Raw genomic sequence first — 18107 nt, forward strand, 5'->3', positions numbered from 1 at the left:
TCGGTGAAAGAAGAAGCCCTCTCCTTCCGCCCGCCCGGACATATCAAGTGCAAGACATCGCCCTCAACGTTTTCATCGTCCTCTTCTGCGTCGCCATTTTCGCCGGCTTTATCGATTCCATTGCCGGCGGCGGTGGCCTCATCACCATTCCGGCAATGATGATCATGGGAATACCGCCACTCGATACGCTTGGCACGAACAAGCTGCAGGCACAGTTCGGTTCGGCCTCCGCCACTCTCGCTTACGCAAGACGTGGCCATGTCAATCTGAAAGAGCAATTGCCGATGGGGTTGATGGCGATGGCCGGCGGAATGCTCGGGGCGCTGACGGCCGCCTTCGTGCCTGCCGATCTTCTACGCACCATCATGCCCTTCCTGCTGATCGCCATAGCGATCTATTTCGCCTTCAAGCCACAGCTCAGCGATGTAGACAGCCATCGCCGCATCACACCGCTGGTGTTCGGATTTACCGCCGCGCCGCTGATCGGCTTTTATGACGGCGTCTTCGGTCCGGGCGCCGGTTCCTTTTACATGCTCGCCTTCGTGGCACTTGCCGGTTTTGGCATGCTGAAGGCGACAGCCCATACCAAGCTTCTCAATCTGGGCTCCAATTTCGGCGGGTTCGTCGTCTTCGCGATGGGCGGCGCGGTTTTGTGGAAGCTCGGACTGGCAATGGGGTTCGGCCAATTCATCGGGGCGCAGATCGGGTCGCGTTTCGCCATGAAAAACGGCGCGAAGATCATCCGCCCGCTTCTGGTTCTGTCGTGTCTGGCCATGGCGACGAAGCTTCTGATTGACGCCTCGTCCGCCTGGTCCATCGCCACGATCTGGGAAACCGTCTTCCCGAAATAAGGGACCGATCGGGCGCGTTCAGCGCGTCCTTCTGATATCAGCGGAGCTTGGGGTCAACCCGCAGCGCGGCGCCTGCGATCGGCAATTTCGCGGATGACCACCATGGCACCCACGAGCTTGTAGGCGGAAGAATAACAAGGCGACATTTCGAGCGACTTGACGATTGTGCGACCGTTCTGGTCTTCCGCATAGGTATATTTCGACGTATCGCCCTTGAAGCAATTATCGAGCTTTTCCCTGAGTGCGTTCTGGAAACGGTGGACACCGACGAGTTCGGCGATGTGGCAGCCGACGAGCCCTTCCGGCGCATTACGCTGGAAGGCGTCGAGCGCATTGGCAAAGGACACGCGGTAACCGGGGGAAACGATGACGACAGGCTCATCGAGATCGTTGAGCATATCTTCATCGAGGATCAGATGGCGGTGGTGCCATTCGAGGCTGTCCGCATCTTCGTCACCGATCACTTTCGCCTTGAGCGGCATGCCGACGTAACGGTCGACGAGCGTTCGCAGAAGTTCGGAATTGCGCTGCACGCAGCCGAGGTCTTCTGCCTCGTGGTTGAGGAGATCGATAGCAAAACGGAACTGCTCGCGAATGTCTTCGGAGCTTTCGGTCTTGCGTCCGACGACGCGCTCGAGAAGCTGCTCCAGTTCACGCTCCAGCACTGCGATCTTGTCGGCCTCGTTTTTACCAACAGCAGATTGCAGTTCCGTATAACGCAGCCAGAACAGCTCAATCAAATCTTTCAACCCAACTCTCCCTGAACGGGCAAACATCCCGATCCTAATCCGAAAGGATAGACCAATTATCCCTGATAATAGCGTCTCCGCGCTTAAAAATGACGTAACGAAGCACGAAAACACGGCGGGGATTGTTGTTCAAAATATCACAGCCGCTGCTATTTTTTCAATTTCGATAATCCATGAACGAAAAATGAGGTTCCACTACTATGGAAAAATTTCGAAAAGCACAGTTTCTGCGCCTGATTTTGTGAAAATTGCTCTGAAAGCAAGAGCCAGCCGGCATCCTCAAATCTGGTGCTTAACGTCCCACCGGTCGTGATACCACAGCCATTGGCCGGGATATTCGCGCACCCAGCTCTCCACCTTGTCATTCAGAAGCTGCGCTGTCGCCTGAATGTCGACATTACCCTTGTCATCGCGCGGAATCTCAACCTTCGGTTCGATTTCCAGCCGGTAGCGATTATCGGGCAGGCGCACGCAACGGGCAGGATAGACATCGCAATTGAACTGCCGCACCAGCTTGGCGAGAAGCGGATTGGTGCGAACCTCAAGTCCGAAGAACTTCGTCGTCAGTCCCTTGCCGAATTTCTGGTCGACGAGCACACCCACACCACCGCCCTTTTCCAGCTGCCGCGCCAGCGCGAAGGAGGAGCCGGCATGCGAGGGCACGAGATTGCCCATGCGCTCCTTGCGGAAACTGAACACTTTCTCGGCCACAAAGGGATTGTTCGGTGGCCGGAACAGCACCGTCACATCGAGACCGAAAGCCGAGCCGGCAACCGGCAGCAGTTCGAAATTGCCGCTATGGGCGGTAAAGACGATGAAAGGCCGCGGATTGTCGCGCAGCTCGAGGAAGGTCGGGATGCCCTGGACCTCGATGCGTCCCGGCTCGTTCTTTTCCGGATCGAAATCGAACAGCCGGTCGAGAAAGACATATTCCGCCGCCAGCCGGCCCATATTGGCCCAGCTGTCCATGGCGATTGCCAGCCGTTCCTCTTCGGATTTCTCCGGAAAGGCGCGGGCCAGATTGTAAAGCATCAGCTTGTGGCGGCCGGTTTTCGGCCCCACCCAGCGTGCCAGTCTGTCAGCGGCGCGAATGCCCGCATCGGCGGGAAAGAGCTTCAGCAGGTTGAGAAGGCCGAAGGCGAATGTCGCAATCAGCCACTGCCGGAAGTGGTCCAGTTTCAGGACGATCCGTGTCAGGAACAGCTTCAAGATGCTCAGTCCATCCGCAGCACGATCTTGCCGAACACCTGACGCGTCTCCATGCGCTCCAGCGCCCGGTCGATATCGTCAAAGGTCACTTCGGTGTCGATGACCGGATGCACGATGCCACGTGCCATCTTCTGCATGGCGTTGGCCATGTTCTCCATACGGCAGCCGAAGGAGCCGAGCAGTTTCAGCTGCTGCTGGAACAGCATCATCAGGTTGATGTCGGTGGAAACACCGGATGTGGAACCGCAGGTGACGAGACGACCGCCGCGCTTCAGCGAGAACATCGAACCCGCCCAGGTATCCTTGCCGACATGCTCGAACACGACGTCGACGCCCTTCTTTTTCGTCAGCTTGCGCACGACGCCTTCGAAACGGTCGGTGCGATAGTTGATCACATGATCGGCCCCGAGCGCCTTCGCCCGTTCGATCTTGTCGTCGGAACCGACTGTCGTGATGACGGTGCAACCCATCTTCTTCGCAAGCTGGATCGCCGCCGTGCCGATGCCCGAACCGCCCGCATGAATGAGGATGGTTTCGCCGGACTCCAGCTTGGCATTGTCGAACAGCATGTGCTCAACCGTGCCGAACGTCACCGGCGCGAGAGCAGCACCGACGGCGTCGACGCCATGCGGCGCCGGCACGAGCTGGCGGGCGGGAATGTTGATCTTTTCCTGCGCGAAACCGTCGAGATGGAAACCGTGCACGCCCTGGACATGTTCGCACAGATTGTCACGGCCTTCGCGGCAGGGTTTGCACAGCCCGCAGGTGCGCGCGCCATAGATCGCGACCAGCTGGCCGGGCAGCACGTTGGATACGCCCGGACCGATGGCTTCCACCACACCCGAGGCTTCCGCACCGATTGTGAGCGGCATCTTGCGCTTGGCGAAAGCCATCCCGCGCCAGCCCCAAACATCGATGTGGTTGAGCGCCACGGCCTTGACGCGCAGCGTTACCTCGCCCGGCGCCGGCGCATCCGGTTCGGGCAGATCCACTTTTTCGAGCTTCCGGTCGTCGACGAGTTGAAGAGCGCGCATATATCAGTCCTTCGCCCGAAGGCGTTATCTAAAATCATTCCAGCAAAACTCTGTAACGGTTTTGCGGCTGGAATGCGAAATCAAAGAAACGGGCGCGTTTCCGCAAGTCATTCGGAAACGCCCCTGTTGTAACGAACCGGTTAAGCCGGTTCCCGCGTCATGACAAGGCTTGCATTCTGCCCGCCGAACCCGAAGGAATTCGACAGAACCGCACCCACCTCGGCATCCCGCTTCACGTTCGGCACCACGTCGAGCGTGATGGTCGGATCGGGATTGTTATAATTGATTGTTGGTGGCAGCGTGCCGGTCAGCATGGTCTGCAGCGAGAACACCGCTTCCACAGCACCTGCGGCGGTCAGCGTATGGCCGATCATCGACTTGTTGGACGACAGCGGAATGTTCTTCAGGCCTTCGCCGAAGACGGCCAGCATCGAGCCATATTCCATTTTGTCGTTCTCAGGCGTCGAGGTGCCGTGGGCGTTGATATAGCCGATATCGCTTTCGGCCACGCCCGCATCGGCCAGTGCCGCACGGATCGTCGCAATCGCGGGGCCGCCATCGGGCGAAGAGCGTGTACGGTGGAAGCTGTCGGCCTTTTCACCGGCGCCCTTGATGATGCCGAGAACCTTCGCGCCACGTGCGACGGCGGCTTCGAGCGATTCCAGCACCAGCGTTGCCGCACCTTCAGCGATCACGAAACCGTCGCGGTCCTTGCTGAACGGCTTGGAAGCCTTTTCCGGCGGGTCGTTCTGGGTCGAAAGGGCAGACAGCAGCGAGAAGCGGATCAGCGCCTCGGCACTGACAGAACCATCGGTCGCGACCGTCAACGCCCGTTCGGCGCGGCCCTGTCGGATGGCCTCGACGCCGAGCTGGATCGCGGTCGCGCCGGATGCACAGGCGGTCGACAGGGTAACCGGCAGACCGCGCGTACCGAAACGGTCAGACAGACGCTCGGAGATGGCACCAAACAGCGCTGCTTCCTGGAATGCCGGATCGGGACGCTGACGGAAGGCCGTCAGGAACCGCTCATAGGCATCACCCGGCTGGGCGGCTGGCGGAGAGCGGTCGGCAAGCTCGAAACGGGCGCTCCATTCCGGTTCGATCGGCGGCGCTGCGAGAAACAGCGGGCCGTCAAAGTCACCGGAAATGCCGGCCTGCGCCAGCGCCTCGATGGTGGTTTCGCGCGCGAAGGCATAGGAACGTTCGACGGAATTCGGAACCGGAATATCGATGAAATCCACCGTGCCGCTGATCCTGGTCGAAAGCCCTTCAGTCGGGAAACGGGTGATTTTGTGAATGCCTGACTTACCCGAGGTCAGCGCCGCCCAGTTATCGGCAAGCCCCTGACCGAGCGAGGTAATGATGCCCATGCCGGTGACGGCGACGATCGGGCGACCGAGATGATCCTTAAAATTGGTCATGGTCTTTCTCCTCACACGTCACGGGACAGAACGGCGACACCTTCGCCGCGGACATGGCCAACAGTGGTGACGACAGCCTCGGTCGCCGCCTCGCCCATTGGCTTTTCCGCATTCGCGTCGAAGGTAGGAACCTTGGCACCGCTTTCAAGCGTCAGCGCCGCCAGAGCGAGCCCGAGCGGAAACTGCGCCTCAAGTCCATGTCCAGTGACACCGCCGAAACCGCGGATGGCAGCCTTCGGCAAGGTCTTTTCGAGAATGTCCTTCTCACGGGCCGTAACGCCGTCATAACCGCTGGCGCCGGAGAAGACGACGGTCGCGGTGCTGTCCGTTGCCGGGGCCAGAAGGCGCTCCATGCGCTTTTCCATCTTGCCGTCGTCGCGGCTGCCGCGATCACCTTCGATGGCGTCGATGCGGGCATAGATGCGCGCGCCGCGCTCGCTGGCATGCTTGCGTGATTCCAGCACGAGGAAGGCTCCGAGCGAGCCGGAAACCATGCCGCCGCCTTCCTGGCCTTCGCGCGACCACAGGGGCTGCCATTCGCCCTGCGCATGCGCGCCGATGGCTTCGAACAGCAGGATCATGTCTGGACGTTCGGCAGAGAAGGCGCCGCCCACGAGAGCGTGGCTCGATTCGCCCGAACGAATGCGATGGAACGCGGTTTCGACGGCGGAAATGCCGGCCGCTTCTTCGCCCATGAAGGTCCGGGAAGAGCCGGTGACCTTGTGCACGATGGAGATATTGCCGGCCATCAGGTTGGAAAGCTGGGCGAGAAACAGCGTCGGGCGCAGTTCCGTCGTCAGCTTTTCGTTCAGCAGCTTTTCGCGGTCGTTGCGCTTCAAAGCCTCGTCAACGATCAGCGTATCGACATTGATGTCGCGCTCGCCGCCGCCGGCAGCAACGATCATGTCCATGGTGGCGCAGGCTTCGGCATTTTCCTTCAAGCCGGCATCGTCAAGTGCAAGACCGGCGGCAAAAACGCCGAGCCGCTGCCAGTTTTCCATCTGGCGCTGGTCGCCGCGCTTGGCGATCTGGGCCGACCAGTCGATCTCGGGCATGGGATGAACCGGATATGGCTTGAATTTTTCCGTCTCGACAATCGTCGCCGGCGCGACGGTTCCCGAAAGAAGCGCCACATGCGCCTGGCTGCCGACGCCGTGACAGGTCACGATGCCGACCCCTGTTATCACCACATCATTGTCAGATTTCATCGTCTGTCATCCTTTGCAGCCGGCCCCGCCGAAACGGTCACGGCTATCCAACAGCGGTTGCGAACAACCACTTCATGCGTTGCGGAATAAAGCGCGCGGTGCGGATTGGCAATGGCGAAGACCCGATCCACCGTCGCGAGCCCACGATTTTCGTGCATCAAAACCGGGCCGACAGGAAAAACTGTCTTCTCCGAAACGAATGAAAAAGCTTATTTCCGTGCATCGGCGGCAATCGCCGCCGTCAGGCCGACTTCTTCCGCCCGCTTCTTGACGATAGGCCCAAGCGGGATCTCGCTGAAGGGCATGGTGCGCAGTTTCAGCTGCGCGTCGCAGACCTTCTTGCCATCGGAGGTGATCTTTGCCTTGGTAACCGCAAAGCCCGAACCGTCATACTCAAGCACTGCCTCGATGTCGAGAACAGCACCCGGCTCCACGAAAGTCCGCATCTTGGCGCCATCGACCGACATCAGGAACGGCATGGACGCGAAATCGGAAAATGCCAGAACCAGCATGCCGGAGGCCTGCGCCATTGTCTCGATCAGAAGCACACCCGGAACCAGCGGCATGCCGGGGAAATGGCCTTCGAAAACAGGGCTTTTATCGGGAACAACGGACCGCGCCTTCAACGTGCGCGCCGTCATGTCCACGGCCTCGACCTTGTCGATCATCTGGAAATATTCAAGCAGCATCCGTCCGGCCCGTCTCTGGTCGGTTAGTCATGGTTTGCCCGCAGGCGGCATCAAAAGAAAATGCCCGCCGGAAGCGGGCACCGTCATATCAGCCCTTGGCCGCGCGCAATTCGTCAATCTTGGCGCAAAGGTTCTTCAGCACGAAGTATTCTTCCGTGGAAACCTTGCCCTCATTGACTTCCTGCGTCCACTGCTCGAGCGGAATCTTGATGCCGAATTCCTTGTCGATCGCGAAAACGATATCAAGAAAGTCGAGGCTGTCGATGCCCAGATCGTCGATCGTGTGGCTCTCCGGCGTAATGGTTTCGCGGTCGATTTCGCTGGTTTCGGCGATAATGTCGGCAACCTTGTCGAATGTAGCTGTCACGCCCATAATCCTTATTGTCGTTCGTATGAATTATTCTTTCTGACGCACCACATAGGCAAGTCGCGCAAAAAAGCCAATGGTTTCGTGACGTAACTTTGAAATTTGCCCCAAAACTGTTGCCTAAACAGCAACCGAATGACGGCCGCGCCCATTGCCGAGATAGGTATCGAAGATTGCCGCGATATTACGTACAAACGGCCTTCCCACCTCCGTCACGGCAAAAATATCGGCATCCAGCCGCACCAGACCGTCCCTGTCGCCTGCGGCAAACTGCTGCGCCTGGTCCCTCACGGAATGGCTCACCTTGCCGAAACGGTGCTGCAAATCCGAAAGATCGATAGAGAAATCGCACATCAACCTTTCGATCACATGCGAGCGCAGATGATCGTCCTGCGACAACTCAATGCCCTTCACAGCGGCAAGACCGCCCTCACCCACCATGCGCTGATATTCACCGGTTGCCACCATGTTCTGCACATAGCCCTGCGGCAGCCGGCCGATGGATGATGCGCCAAGCCCGATCAGCGCATCGGCATTATCGGTCGTGTAGCCCTGAAAATTGCGGCGCAGGGCACCCGCCTGGGCGGCCTGGGATAATGTGTCGGTCGCCCGGGCAAAATGATCGATGCCGATCTGGCTGTATCCGGCCTGCCTCAGCATCTCCCCCGCCATCGTCATCTGGCGGTAGCGTTCGGTAACATCGGGCAGCGCATGTTCGGGGATCAGCGACTGGTGTTTTTTCATCCAGGGAACATGGGCATAGCCAAAAAGCGCGATGCGATCAGGGTCAAGCGATACGATCTGATCGACCGTTGTTTTCAGTGTCTCGCATGTCTGGAACGGCAGCCCGTAAAGAATGTCGCAATTGACTGAGTGAACGCCCCTCGCCCGCACGGCGTCCACCACGGATTTCGTCTGCTCGAAAGACTGGATGCGGTTGATGGTTTTTTGCACTTTGTCATCAAAATCCTGCACCCCGAGGCTCGCCCGCGACATGCCGATGGCGGCAAGCGCGTCATAGCGGCTGTCGTCCAGATCGTTGGGATCCATCTCGACGCTGATCTCGGGTGCAAGACCGAAGGTGAAGTGACGCCGCAGACAGTCCATCAGGTCCTGCATGTCCTGCGGGTCAAGCATGGTCGGCGAGCCGCCGCCGAAATGCACGGCACTCACCACGGCGTCAGGCGAAACAAGTGCGCCGACCGCAGCAATTTCCTGCTTAAGTGCTTCAAGATAAATAGCAATCGGCTCGTATTTCAGCGTGTGCTTGGTATGGCAGGCACAGAACCAGCAAAGCCGGTCGCAATAGGGAATATGCACGTAAAGCGACAGGCGATTCCTGTGACCGAGTGCGCCGAGCCAGCCGCGATAGGTCGTATTATCGATTCCCTCGTGGAAATGCGGCGCGGTCGGATAGCTCGTGTAACGCGGCACTGCACCCGAATATTTGTGAAGAAGTTCGGTATTCATCGCCCGATTTGCCTTTTATCAAGAAAATGTCGATTTCCTCTCTTTCAGTAACGGCTGCGACAGTTTGCAACTTTGACTTCAATCAAATTGCGCCATAAGTTCTTGCTAAAGTAGACGCGGGGGCGACGGCTACACGGCGCAAGCCTTCACAGAGACCGAAACTTATACCCACGGTCGTAATCGTCCTGAAAAAGCCAGCATTGGAAAAGGCTTATGGACACGCTGCAGAAAACCATCCACAACTCGGAATACCCCGTTGTATGCCGCTCCTGCGAGGCGCGTCACGGCGGTCTTTGCAGCACGCTGACACCGCAGCAGCTCTGCGACCTCAACCGTCACTCCAGCCGTAAAAAACTGGAGGCGGGCAATGAATTGCTGGGCCAGGGCGAACTCGTCACCTCCTACGGCAATATCCTCAACGGCGTGGTGAAGCTGTCGAAAATGATGTCGGATGGCCGCCAGCAGATCGTCGGCCTGCAATTTGCGCCTGATTTTCTCGGCCGCCCGTTTATGGCGGAAAGCAAGATGACCGCCGAAGCTGCAACGGATGTGGAAATCTGCCTCTTCCCGCGCCGCATCGTAGACCGCATGGTTTCCGAAGTGCCTGATATGGAACGCAAGCTCCACAACCAATCGCTGAAGGAACTCGACGAGGCGCGCGACTGGATGCTGACGCTGGGGCGCAAATCGGCGCTCGAAAAAGTTGCCAGCTTTCTTTATATGATCGCCACCCATATCGATCCGGAAAAAGATGACAAATCGGCTTTCGACCTGCCGCTGTCACGCGCCGATATCGCCGATTTCCTCGGCCTCACCATTGAGACCGTAAGCCGGCAAATGACCAAGCTGCGCAAGGAAGGCGTTATCCGCATTGAGAACAACCGCCACATCACGGTGCCTGATCTCAACGCGCTGAGCGAAGCCGCTGGCAACGACTGACGAGATTACCCTGTCACCGCCCTGTAAGCGCGGAAGTTCCGACATTGATGTGTGGCGCCCGCGCCTGAGCGGGTGCGAGCGCAAAACCGGCAAGAACCAGCAAAGCGGCGATGCATTTCATGATATTTCACCCTGTATGCCGCCTTTTCAGCGGCCTGTTTGTTATGGATGCATCATAACAGCCAAACCGCATCCATCCGCTTAACATCTTGGGTAAGCGGATGGTTCAAAGGCAGGGTAAATAAGCGGTTATGGTTGTTGCGCATTCTCCAGAAGAGAAACCGTCAAAACAAATCAGGCTTTCGAAGCTAGCAGCAACAGGACGAGGGAGAGAGGGCTGGACATGCCAAAAAGCACAAAAGAGAAAACGCAGGCCACTCCGTAAGCCAGCCACCAGAAACGATATCTCGTTGCAGCACCCAACAAGCAAACTAAAACACTGAGAATGAAGAAAGATGTACCGAGGAGCAATGACGGTCGCACATCGAATAGACGTAGGATGAGAGGCAAAGCGCCAAAAAAAACTATTAAGAGTACAAGCACCTTCGGATTGCGCATTTAGATAAAAACCGATTTTCGACTATCTAAGCATCAAAGCAAATTACGTAAGGGTGATAATAAAAATTAAATTAAGAGCTATTGCGAAGCCGCAGGCGTCGCAACCGGTTTCTGGTTTTCGGCAAGGGCCCGCAATTCGGCAACCCGACGATTATATTCCGCTTCGGAAATCTGACCGTTTTTCCGTGCAGCGCCGAGACGCGACAGGCTCGATTCCATGGTCGAAGCCTCATCCTCACCCATCTGCGTGCCAGCGGCCGTCAGCGGCTGCGAGAAGGTCGGATAGGTGCCGGTGTCGCGCTTCTGGCTCACCGCAGTATCGCTGACCGGGCGCGGGCCGACGATTTCGGCCGTCGGGCGGCGCATATGGGCGGGCGCGACGATCGGCTCCGGAGCCTTGCAGGCGGCAAGTGTGGCGGCGAGCATTGCGCCGGAGAGCGAAAGCACAGCGATTCTTGCCGCATTTTCCGCATATGTTCCCCATGTGCCGCATTTGCCCATGTGCTTGCCCATCGTCATGTTCCGCCTGTAAGGATATCTACCGATATCGAATTCGACCGCGGTTCGGCCCTTTGCGGCCTCCCCTTGCTGGTGGAACTTGTATTCGTTTTCATGCAGAATGTGCAAACACAAATTTGGTGGAGGATGGTGCATGGCAGGTGTTGACGGCGGGGGCACGAAAAAGGGTGACAAAACGCCCGGCTTCGACGCCAGTTCCGCCGAGGCCTACCTGATCCGCGACCCCGAAACCTTCGCGATCAACATCGCACGCGCGCTCGAAAACCTCGGCAAGGCTGCCGGTGAATGGCTGGCGCCACGCGAACGCGGCGAAATTCCGCAGACGAGCGCCGATCCCGTGACCGATCTGGTCAAGACGCTCTCCGATGTCGCCGAATATTGGATGGCCGAGCCGAAGCGGTCACTGGAAGCGCAGACCCATCTGCTGTCGAGCTATTACGATCTGTGGTCGAAATCGGTGGCGCAATTTTCCGGAGCCTCCGATTCGACCTCGGAGAAAACGGCCGAAAGCGGCCCCGCACAGCGCAGAAGCAAACGTTTTGCCGATGCCGACTGGCAGGCCAACCCGTTCTTCGATTTTCTTCTCAAGGCCTATCAGACGACCGTCGGTTTTGCAGACCGGATGGTGACGGAGGCGGAGGGGCTGGATGAGCACACCCGCACCAAGGCGCTGTTTTACATGCGGCAGGTGACAGAGGCGCTTTCTCCGGCCAATTTCGTCTTCACCAATCCGCAGGTCTTCCGCGAGACGGTAGCCTCCAGCGGCGCCAATCTCGTCAAGGGCATGGCGCAGCTGGCGGAGGATGTCGCGGCCGGAAACGGCCATCTGAAGCTTCGCCAGACCGATTACAGCAAATTCGTCATTGGCCAGAACATTGCCGTCACGCCAGGCAAGGTCGTTGCGAAAAGCGCGCTTTGCGAAATCATCCATTACGAGCCGACGACGGAAAAGGTCTTCAAACGGCCGCTGCTGATCGTACCGCCCTGGATCAACAAGTTCTACATTCTCGATCTCAACCCGCAGAAATCCTTCGTCGGCTGGTGCCTCGAACAGGGCCACAGCGTCTTCATGGTGTCCTGGATCAACCCGGATGCCGGTCTGGCCGAAAAAGGCTGGGACGATTATATCAGCGAAGGCATCGACTTTGCGCTTGATACCATTGAGGAACGGACTGGCGAAAAGGAGATAAACGCCGTCGGTTATTGTGTAGGCGGCACGCTTTTGGCCTCGGCGCTGGCGCTGCATGCACAGCAGGACAATGAGCGCATCCGCAGCGCCACGCTGCTCGCCGCCCAGACCGATTTCATCCATGCCGGAGACCTCAAGGTCTTCGTGGACGAAGGTCAGCTGGCCGCGCTCGACAGACACATGCAGGCCGTCGGTTATCTTGACGGTTCGATCATGGCCACCGTCTTCAACATGCTGCGCGCCTCCGATCTTATCTGGCCCTATGTGGTCGATAATTACCTGCGCGGCACCGAACCCCTGCCATTCGACCTGCTCTACTGGAACTCCGATTCCACCCGGGTGACGGCCGCCAGCCACTCGTACTATCTGCGCAACTGTTACCTCGAGAACAATCTCGCCCGCGGTCTGATGCGCGTTGCCGGCAAGCGCATCAATCTCGGCGATATCAACATACCCGTCTACGATCTCGCCACCCGCGATGACCATATCGCGCCCGCGAAATCGGTGTTCACGGGTGCTGCCCTGTTTGGCGGGCCGGTGGAATTCGTGCTCGGCGCTTCCGGCCACATTGCCGGCGTCGTGAACCCGCCGCAGCTCGAGAAGTATCAGTATTGGACGGGGCCATCACCAGCCGGAGACTTCGACGCCTGGCAGGCCGCCGCCACACCTCATAAGGGTTCGTGGTGGGTGCACTGGCAGAACTGGATCGAAAGCCAGAACGCCGAGAAGGTAAAGGCGCGGAAACCGGAGGACGGCAAGCGCCCGGTGCTCGGCGATGCGCCGGGAACCTATGTTCTTTTGTAGAATATCTGTGAAAAAGATGACCAGTACACGGCAGAAAGGCCTCTTCCACAGGCGTTCCCCGTCACCCTCATCCCTGTGCTTGTCACAGGAATCCAGTAGGCGCCGGTCTACGCGGCGAAAGACTTGCTTCAGCCCAAGGACTTGGGCTGGCTGGTTCTCTGTGACAAGCACAGGGATGAGGGATAAAAAGACCCTGCAAACACACAAGCTTACCTCAAGGCATCATGTTCTTCACGCCCCCGCTCGTTCCCGCAACGCTGATCTCCCGCTACAAACGTTTCCTCTTCGACGCAGTTCTGGAAGACGGCACGGCGATAACCGGGTCCTGCCCCAACACCGGCTCCATGCGTGGGCTGACGACGCCGGGTTCCCGCATCTGGCTGTCGCAGCATGACAGCCCCACCCGTAAATACCGTCATATGCTGGAAATGGTCGAGGCCGATGGCACCGTCGTCGGCATCAATACCGGCATGCCGAACCGGCTGGCGGAAGAGGCGATCCTGAACGGCCGTATCCCGGAACTCGCCGGCTATTCGATAATCCGCCGAGAACAGAAATACGGGCGCAATTCCCGCGTCGATTTCCTGCTATCCGAACCCGGTCGGCCGGACGCCTATGTGGAAGTCAAGAACGTGCATTTCATGCGCGAGAAGGGCCTTGCAGAATTCCCCGATACCGCCACCAAACGCGGCGCAAAGCATCTCGAGGAACTGGGCGATGCAGCGGAAGCCGGTCACCGGGCGGTGATGCTTTATCTCATCCAGCGCGGCGATTGCGACCGGATGCGCATCTGCGACGATCTCGATCCGGTCTATGCGCTGGCTTTCCAACGGGCAATGGCGCGGGGCGTGGAGGCCTATGCCGTGAAATGCGCGGTCACCCCGGCACAAATTTCAGTCAACGGAACGGTTAAGATGGACGAGTGGCGTCCGGCTGTTTTATGAACAGGGACGTAAAGAGACAGAAAGCACTATGATGGTCACCTATATCGACGCCGCCTCCGCCCCCCTCAAGAATACAGGCGTCATCCGCCTCTACACCCCTGAGGATTTCGACGGCATGCGCAAGGCGTGCCAGCTGACGGCGCGTTGTCTCGATGAACTCGCCGCAATCGTCAAGCCGGGTGTGACAACGGACGCCATTGACCGTTTCGTCTTCGAATTCGGCGCCGATCACGGCGCGCTGCCGGCAACGCTCAATTATCGTGGTTATACCAAATCCGTCTGCACTTCGATCAACCATGTGGTCTGCCACGGCATTCCCGATGAGAAGCCGCTGCGGGAAGGCGATATCGTCAACATCGATGTTACCTATGTGCTCGATGGCTGGCATGGCGATTCAAGCCGCATGTATCCGGTCGGCCAGATCAAGCGCGCTGCCGAGCGGCTGATGGAAGTGACCTATGAATGCCTGCTGCGTGGTATCGCGGCTGTAAAGCCCGGTGTGCGCACCGGCGCGATCGGCGCGGCGATCCAGACCTATGCGGAAGCCGAACGTTGCTCGGTGGTGCGCGATTTCTGCGGGCACGGCGTTGGGCGGCTGTTCCACGATACGCCAAACATCCTGCATTACGGCCGTCCGGACGAAGGTCCGGAAATCCGGGAAGGCATGATCTTCACCATCGAGCCCATGATCAATCTAGGCAAACCGCATGTGAAAGTGCTTTCCGACGGCTGGACGGCGGTGACGCGCGACCGTTCGCTGTCCGCCCAATATGAACACGCCGTTGGCGTCACGGCCACCGGCTGCGAAATCTTCACGCTGTCGCCCGGCGGCTTCGACCGTCCGGGCCTGCCGCCGCTTACCCCTTCATAAGGCCAGACCGCCCATGGCAAGACGCCCCGCCCCGCCTCCCGCCGAGCTTTCCACGACGTCCGGCTTTCAGGCGGGCGAAGGCGATCTCTTCGAAGGGGCGGACGAGCGCGGTTTTTTCGCCGAGCCGCGAAATGCGGTGAAGAAGCCGGTGCCTGTCATCGAGCCGCCGGCGGATGCCGCCCATTATCATGGTCACCGGGACCGGCTGCGGGCGCGGTATCGCGATGGCGGCGACGCGGCGCTTGCCGATTATGAGTTGCTGGAGCTTTTACTGTTCCGGCTGATACCGCGGCGCGACACAAAGCCCATCGCCAAGGCGCTCCTTGCCCGTTTCGGCACGCTGGGCGGTGTACTCGGCGCACCTCTGCCGCTGTTGCAGGAGGTGAAGGGCGTGGGCGAAGCCGTGGCGTTCGACCTGAAACTCGTCGCCTCCGTTTCTCAGCGCATGCTGAAAAGCGAAATCCGCAACAAGCAGGTTCTGAGTTCCTGGTCCTCGGTCATCGATTATTGCCACGCCGCCATGGCCCATGAAACACGCGAACAGTTCCGCATCCTGTTCCTCGATAAGCGCAATGTCCTCATCGCCGACGAAGTGCAGGGGCACGGGACCGTGGACCATACACCGGTCTATCCCCGCGAAGTGGTGCGCCGCGCTCTCGAACTATCGGCTACCGCCTTGATTTTAATCCACAATCACCCGAGCGGCGACCCGACACCTTCGCGTGCGGATATCGAGATGACCAAGACCATCATCGATACGGCAAAGCCGCTCGGTATCGCCGTCCACGACCATATCATCATCGGCAAGGATGGCCACGCCAGCTTCAAGGGCCTGCGCCTGATCTGAAGCAGACGCGAAGGTTTACACAGGCCTGCAACCCATAAGCGCACGTCAACACAAAATTAACACCTATAAATTAGCATTTCCGAAAATAATAAATCAAGGCATCGAACCTTGGTGCCTTAAGGAACGGGGGTGCTTTATGCGTAATGCAGTGCGTTTCCTTCGCGATCGGTCCGGCTCGAACGCTGTCGAGTTCGCCATTGTCGCGCCAATCTTCTTTCTTGTCCTCCTGACCATGATTGCCTACGGCATTTATCTGATGGCGGCCTATTCGGTGCAGCAGATCGCCGCCGACGCGGCAAGAACGGCGGTCGCCGGCCTTAACACAACCGAGCGCCAGCAGCTCGCCCGGGATTTCGTCGCCAAGAGCGATCTCGGTTACGCCTTCCTGGATAAAAGACACTTCACGGTCGACGTCGCCACTGATCCCGCCAATGCCAACCAGTTCACGGTGAAAGTCGAATATGACGCCCGTGATCTGCCGATCTGGAGCCTCTACAGCTACACCCTGCCCGAGCCGGTCATCCGGCGTTTTTCCACCATCCGGATCGGAGGAGCATGACATGAGGACCATCCCTTCCCTGCTCTCCGGTTTCCTGAGGGATCGCGCCGGCAACATCGCCATCTCCGCCGGCCTGACGGCGCCGCTTTTTATCGGCATCCTGGCGATTGGCGTCGATTACGGTTATCTGACCCTGCAGAAGCGGCAATTGCAGCAGACCGCCGATCTCGCGGCCATTTCGGCAGCAGCCAACGTCACCGACGCCGAAAAGACGGTGCAGCAATATTTTGCACTCAACGGCCTGGACCTCGGCGTCAGGACGGCGCAGGGGCTGCTAACGCCAACCGGGCTGCAGCCTTTCGATCCCCGGAATGAGTTTGCCAAAACCCACGGCTACGCCGAGGTTGTCAAAGGCCATTACGAACCGGATGCCAGCCTCCCGGTCGGACAGCGGTTCGTCGAAAACGCCCAGCCGACCAATGCGGTAAAAGTAAACATCTTCGAAAAGGGCCAGATCTTCTTCGCTTCGGCCTTTACAACGCCGCCAAGGATTTCGGCCGCCGGAACCGCCTCGTCTCAGAAAGTCGCCGCATTCTCGGTGGGATCGCGGCTTGCCAGCCTCAATGACGGCCTCCTGAACAGCCTGCTCGGCGGTCTGCTCGGCACCACGGTCTCGCTCAAGCTCATGGACTATCAGGCCCTTGTCGATGCCGATGTCAACGCGCTGCATGTCGTCGAAGCTCTAGCGATCGATCTTGGCCTCACCGCCGGCACCTACAAGGACGTGCTGCAGACGGAGATTACCTACGGCAAGTTCCTGAACGCGCTGACGAAAACGACGGGCCTGCAGCCAGCCGTCGTCACCGTTTTGAAGACATTGGAAAAAACCGCCGGCAAGAGCAACATCAAGCTCAAGCTAGAAGAAATCGTCAATCTCGGTCCCTTCACCGAAAAGCTCATTGGCAGCGGGGAAAATCTCAAGGTCAATGCCAGCGTCTTCGACCTTCTCAATGCCGCAGCCGTTGCCGGTAATGGCGGCAACCAGCTGGCGCTTGATCTCGGCGCTAATGTTCTCGGCCTCGCCTCGGCCAAGGTGACACTCGCCATCGGCCAGCCGCCGGTCGAAACGCCTTCGCTCGCCGTTGGCGGCCAGGGCACCGTGGTCCGTACCGCCCAGACCCGCCTTGCGGTCAATGTCGTGGTGGATGGGCTCCAGGCAATCGCCGGCCTCAAGGTCAATGTCCCGCTTTATGTGGAAGTCGCCCACGCGGAAGCCCGGCTTGCGGACATTCGCTGCACGGGCGGCGGACAGGGAACCGTTGATGTCGAAGTTGTTCCCGGCGTTGCAGAAATTGCACTTGGCAATGTCGATACCACGGCCTTCGCCAATTTCGGACGGGACCCGCGCGTGACAAAGGCGGCAATCGTGGATTCTGCCCTGCTTGCCGTCAACGGCAGCGCCCTCATCAACGCCACCAACATGACGAAGACCAAGCTGACCTTCACGCAGCTGGATATTGCCCAGGGCAAGATCAAGAGCGTCTCCACGAAGGATACCGTCACGACGCTCGTCAGCTCGTTGCTGAAGAACCTCGATCTCGACATCAGGATTCTCTTCCTCAACCTTGGCGGCCTAGGCGTCATCCAGACGGCGCTCGCCAACACGCTGTCCCTCGTCACCGCACCGGTTGATACGCTGCTTTACAACACGCTTCTGGTTCTCGGCGTCAAGATCGGCGAAGCCGATGTTCGTGTTACCGATGTCCGCTGCCAGCAGCCGGCTCTAGTACAGTAAGCCTATAGCCACAGATAAAAACAGCCGCCGGAAATCCGGCGGCTTTATCATTACCAGAGGCTGAAGCGTCCGCGAGCGGGAGCCTCACACTCCCGAAGCCGGACCAGATCTTCAGTCCGGCACGATCAGACCTCGCGCAAGCGC

At 58.8% G+C, this 18107-nt stretch carries 17 protein-coding genes; 8 read left to right on the top strand and 9 right to left on the bottom strand.

Annotation, left to right across the window (positions count from 1 at the left end; genetic code table 11):
* Positions 1 to 47: 47 nt before the first annotated feature.
* Positions 48 to 851 (top strand): TSUP family transporter, encoded by an 804-nt coding sequence (locus tag BTN45_RS06075; protein ID WP_006697410.1) that lies wholly within the window; start codon positions 48 to 50, stop codon positions 849 to 851.
* Positions 852 to 904: 53 nt separating this feature from the next.
* Here the strand turns inward: BTN45_RS06075 and BTN45_RS06080 are convergent, their stop codons facing one another.
* The 8 genes from BTN45_RS06080 to hemN all read right to left on the bottom strand — a co-directional run bounded on the left by BTN45_RS06080 (position 905) and on the right by hemN (position 8998).
* The gene (locus BTN45_RS06080; RefSeq protein ID WP_006697409.1) at positions 905 to 1600 is read right to left on the bottom strand and encodes a hypothetical protein; all 696 of its coding nucleotides are present in this window, start codon (positions 1598 to 1600) and stop codon (positions 905 to 907) included.
* A gap of 279 nt (positions 1601 to 1879) precedes the next feature.
* Complete coding sequence (locus BTN45_RS06085) at positions 1880 to 2818, bottom strand: lipid A biosynthesis lauroyl acyltransferase (RefSeq protein ID WP_077986269.1); 939 nt, start codon at positions 2816 to 2818, stop codon at positions 1880 to 1882.
* A complete protein-coding gene (locus BTN45_RS06090; RefSeq protein ID WP_004441953.1) occupies positions 2815 to 3843 on the bottom strand; it encodes a zinc-binding dehydrogenase in 1029 nt (342 codons plus the stop codon). The genes BTN45_RS06085 and BTN45_RS06090 overlap by 4 nt, the downstream gene beginning before the upstream one ends.
* A 140-nt stretch (positions 3844 to 3983) precedes the next feature.
* On the bottom strand, positions 3984 to 5264 hold the full coding sequence (locus tag BTN45_RS06095) for a beta-ketoacyl-ACP synthase (RefSeq protein ID WP_022556203.1): 1281 nt from the start codon (positions 5262 to 5264) through the stop codon (positions 3984 to 3986).
* Between the two features lie 11 nt (positions 5265 to 5275).
* Positions 5276 to 6472 carry a beta-ketoacyl-ACP synthase gene (locus tag BTN45_RS06100; RefSeq protein WP_207589296.1) on the bottom strand — a complete coding sequence of 399 codons (1197 nt, stop codon included), beginning with the start codon at positions 6470 to 6472 and terminating at the stop codon, positions 5276 to 5278.
* Between the two features lie 209 nt (positions 6473 to 6681).
* Complete coding sequence (locus BTN45_RS06105) at positions 6682 to 7161, bottom strand: 3-hydroxyacyl-ACP dehydratase FabZ family protein (protein WP_207589297.1); 480 nt, start codon at positions 7159 to 7161, stop codon at positions 6682 to 6684.
* A gap of 88 nt (positions 7162 to 7249) precedes the next feature.
* Complete coding sequence (locus BTN45_RS06110; protein WP_003495848.1) at positions 7250 to 7534, bottom strand: acyl carrier protein; 285 nt, start codon at positions 7532 to 7534, stop codon at positions 7250 to 7252.
* 114 nt (positions 7535 to 7648) lie between these two features.
* Complete coding sequence (gene hemN / locus BTN45_RS06115) at positions 7649 to 8998, bottom strand: oxygen-independent coproporphyrinogen III oxidase (RefSeq protein ID WP_207589298.1); 1350 nt, start codon at positions 8996 to 8998, stop codon at positions 7649 to 7651.
* Positions 8999 to 9211: 213 nt separating this feature from the next.
* Between hemN and fnrN the strand changes: the two genes are divergently transcribed.
* Positions 9212 to 9937: a Crp/Fnr family transcriptional regulator gene (gene fnrN / locus BTN45_RS06120; RefSeq protein WP_207589299.1), complete on the top strand. Its 726-nt coding sequence runs from the start codon at positions 9212 to 9214 to the stop codon at positions 9935 to 9937.
* 636 nt (positions 9938 to 10573) lie between these two features.
* Here fnrN and BTN45_RS06125 read toward each other — a convergent pair.
* A complete protein-coding gene (locus BTN45_RS06125) occupies positions 10574 to 11122 on the bottom strand; it encodes a hypothetical protein (RefSeq protein WP_246751666.1) in 549 nt (182 codons plus the stop codon).
* A gap of 25 nt (positions 11123 to 11147) precedes the next feature.
* Here BTN45_RS06125 and phaC point away from each other — a divergent pair, with 25 nt between their 5' ends.
* From phaC to BTN45_RS06155, 6 genes are all read left to right on the top strand, one after another.
* Entirely contained in the window at positions 11148 to 13007 is a 1860-nt protein-coding gene (gene phaC, locus BTN45_RS06130) for a class I poly(R)-hydroxyalkanoic acid synthase (RefSeq protein WP_113380589.1), read from the top strand.
* 224 nt (positions 13008 to 13231) lie between these two features.
* Positions 13232 to 13951, top strand: coding sequence for a DNA/RNA nuclease SfsA (gene sfsA / locus BTN45_RS06135; RefSeq protein ID WP_207589300.1), 720 nt, complete (start codon positions 13232 to 13234; stop codon positions 13949 to 13951).
* Positions 13952 to 13982: 31 nt separating this feature from the next.
* A complete protein-coding gene (map, locus tag BTN45_RS06140; RefSeq protein WP_006697403.1) occupies positions 13983 to 14822 on the top strand; it encodes a type I methionyl aminopeptidase in 840 nt (279 codons plus the stop codon).
* Positions 14823 to 14835: 13 nt separating this feature from the next.
* A complete protein-coding gene (gene radC, locus BTN45_RS06145) occupies positions 14836 to 15669 on the top strand; it encodes a DNA repair protein RadC (RefSeq protein WP_004441977.1) in 834 nt (277 codons plus the stop codon).
* 136 nt (positions 15670 to 15805) lie between these two features.
* Positions 15806 to 16228 carry a TadE/TadG family type IV pilus assembly protein gene (locus BTN45_RS06150; protein ID WP_004441978.1) on the top strand — a complete coding sequence of 141 codons (423 nt, stop codon included), beginning with the start codon at positions 15806 to 15808 and terminating at the stop codon, positions 16226 to 16228.
* Position 16229: 1 nt separating this feature from the next.
* A complete protein-coding gene (locus tag BTN45_RS06155; RefSeq protein ID WP_153775558.1) occupies positions 16230 to 17963 on the top strand; it encodes a TadG family pilus assembly protein in 1734 nt (577 codons plus the stop codon).
* The last annotated feature ends 144 nt before the right edge of the window (positions 17964 to 18107 follow it).

It is taken from the genome of Rhizobium sp. ZX09 (genome assembly GCF_017357485.1).
GTDB classification, from domain to species: Bacteria; Pseudomonadota; Alphaproteobacteria; order Rhizobiales; family Rhizobiaceae; genus Agrobacterium; species Agrobacterium pusense.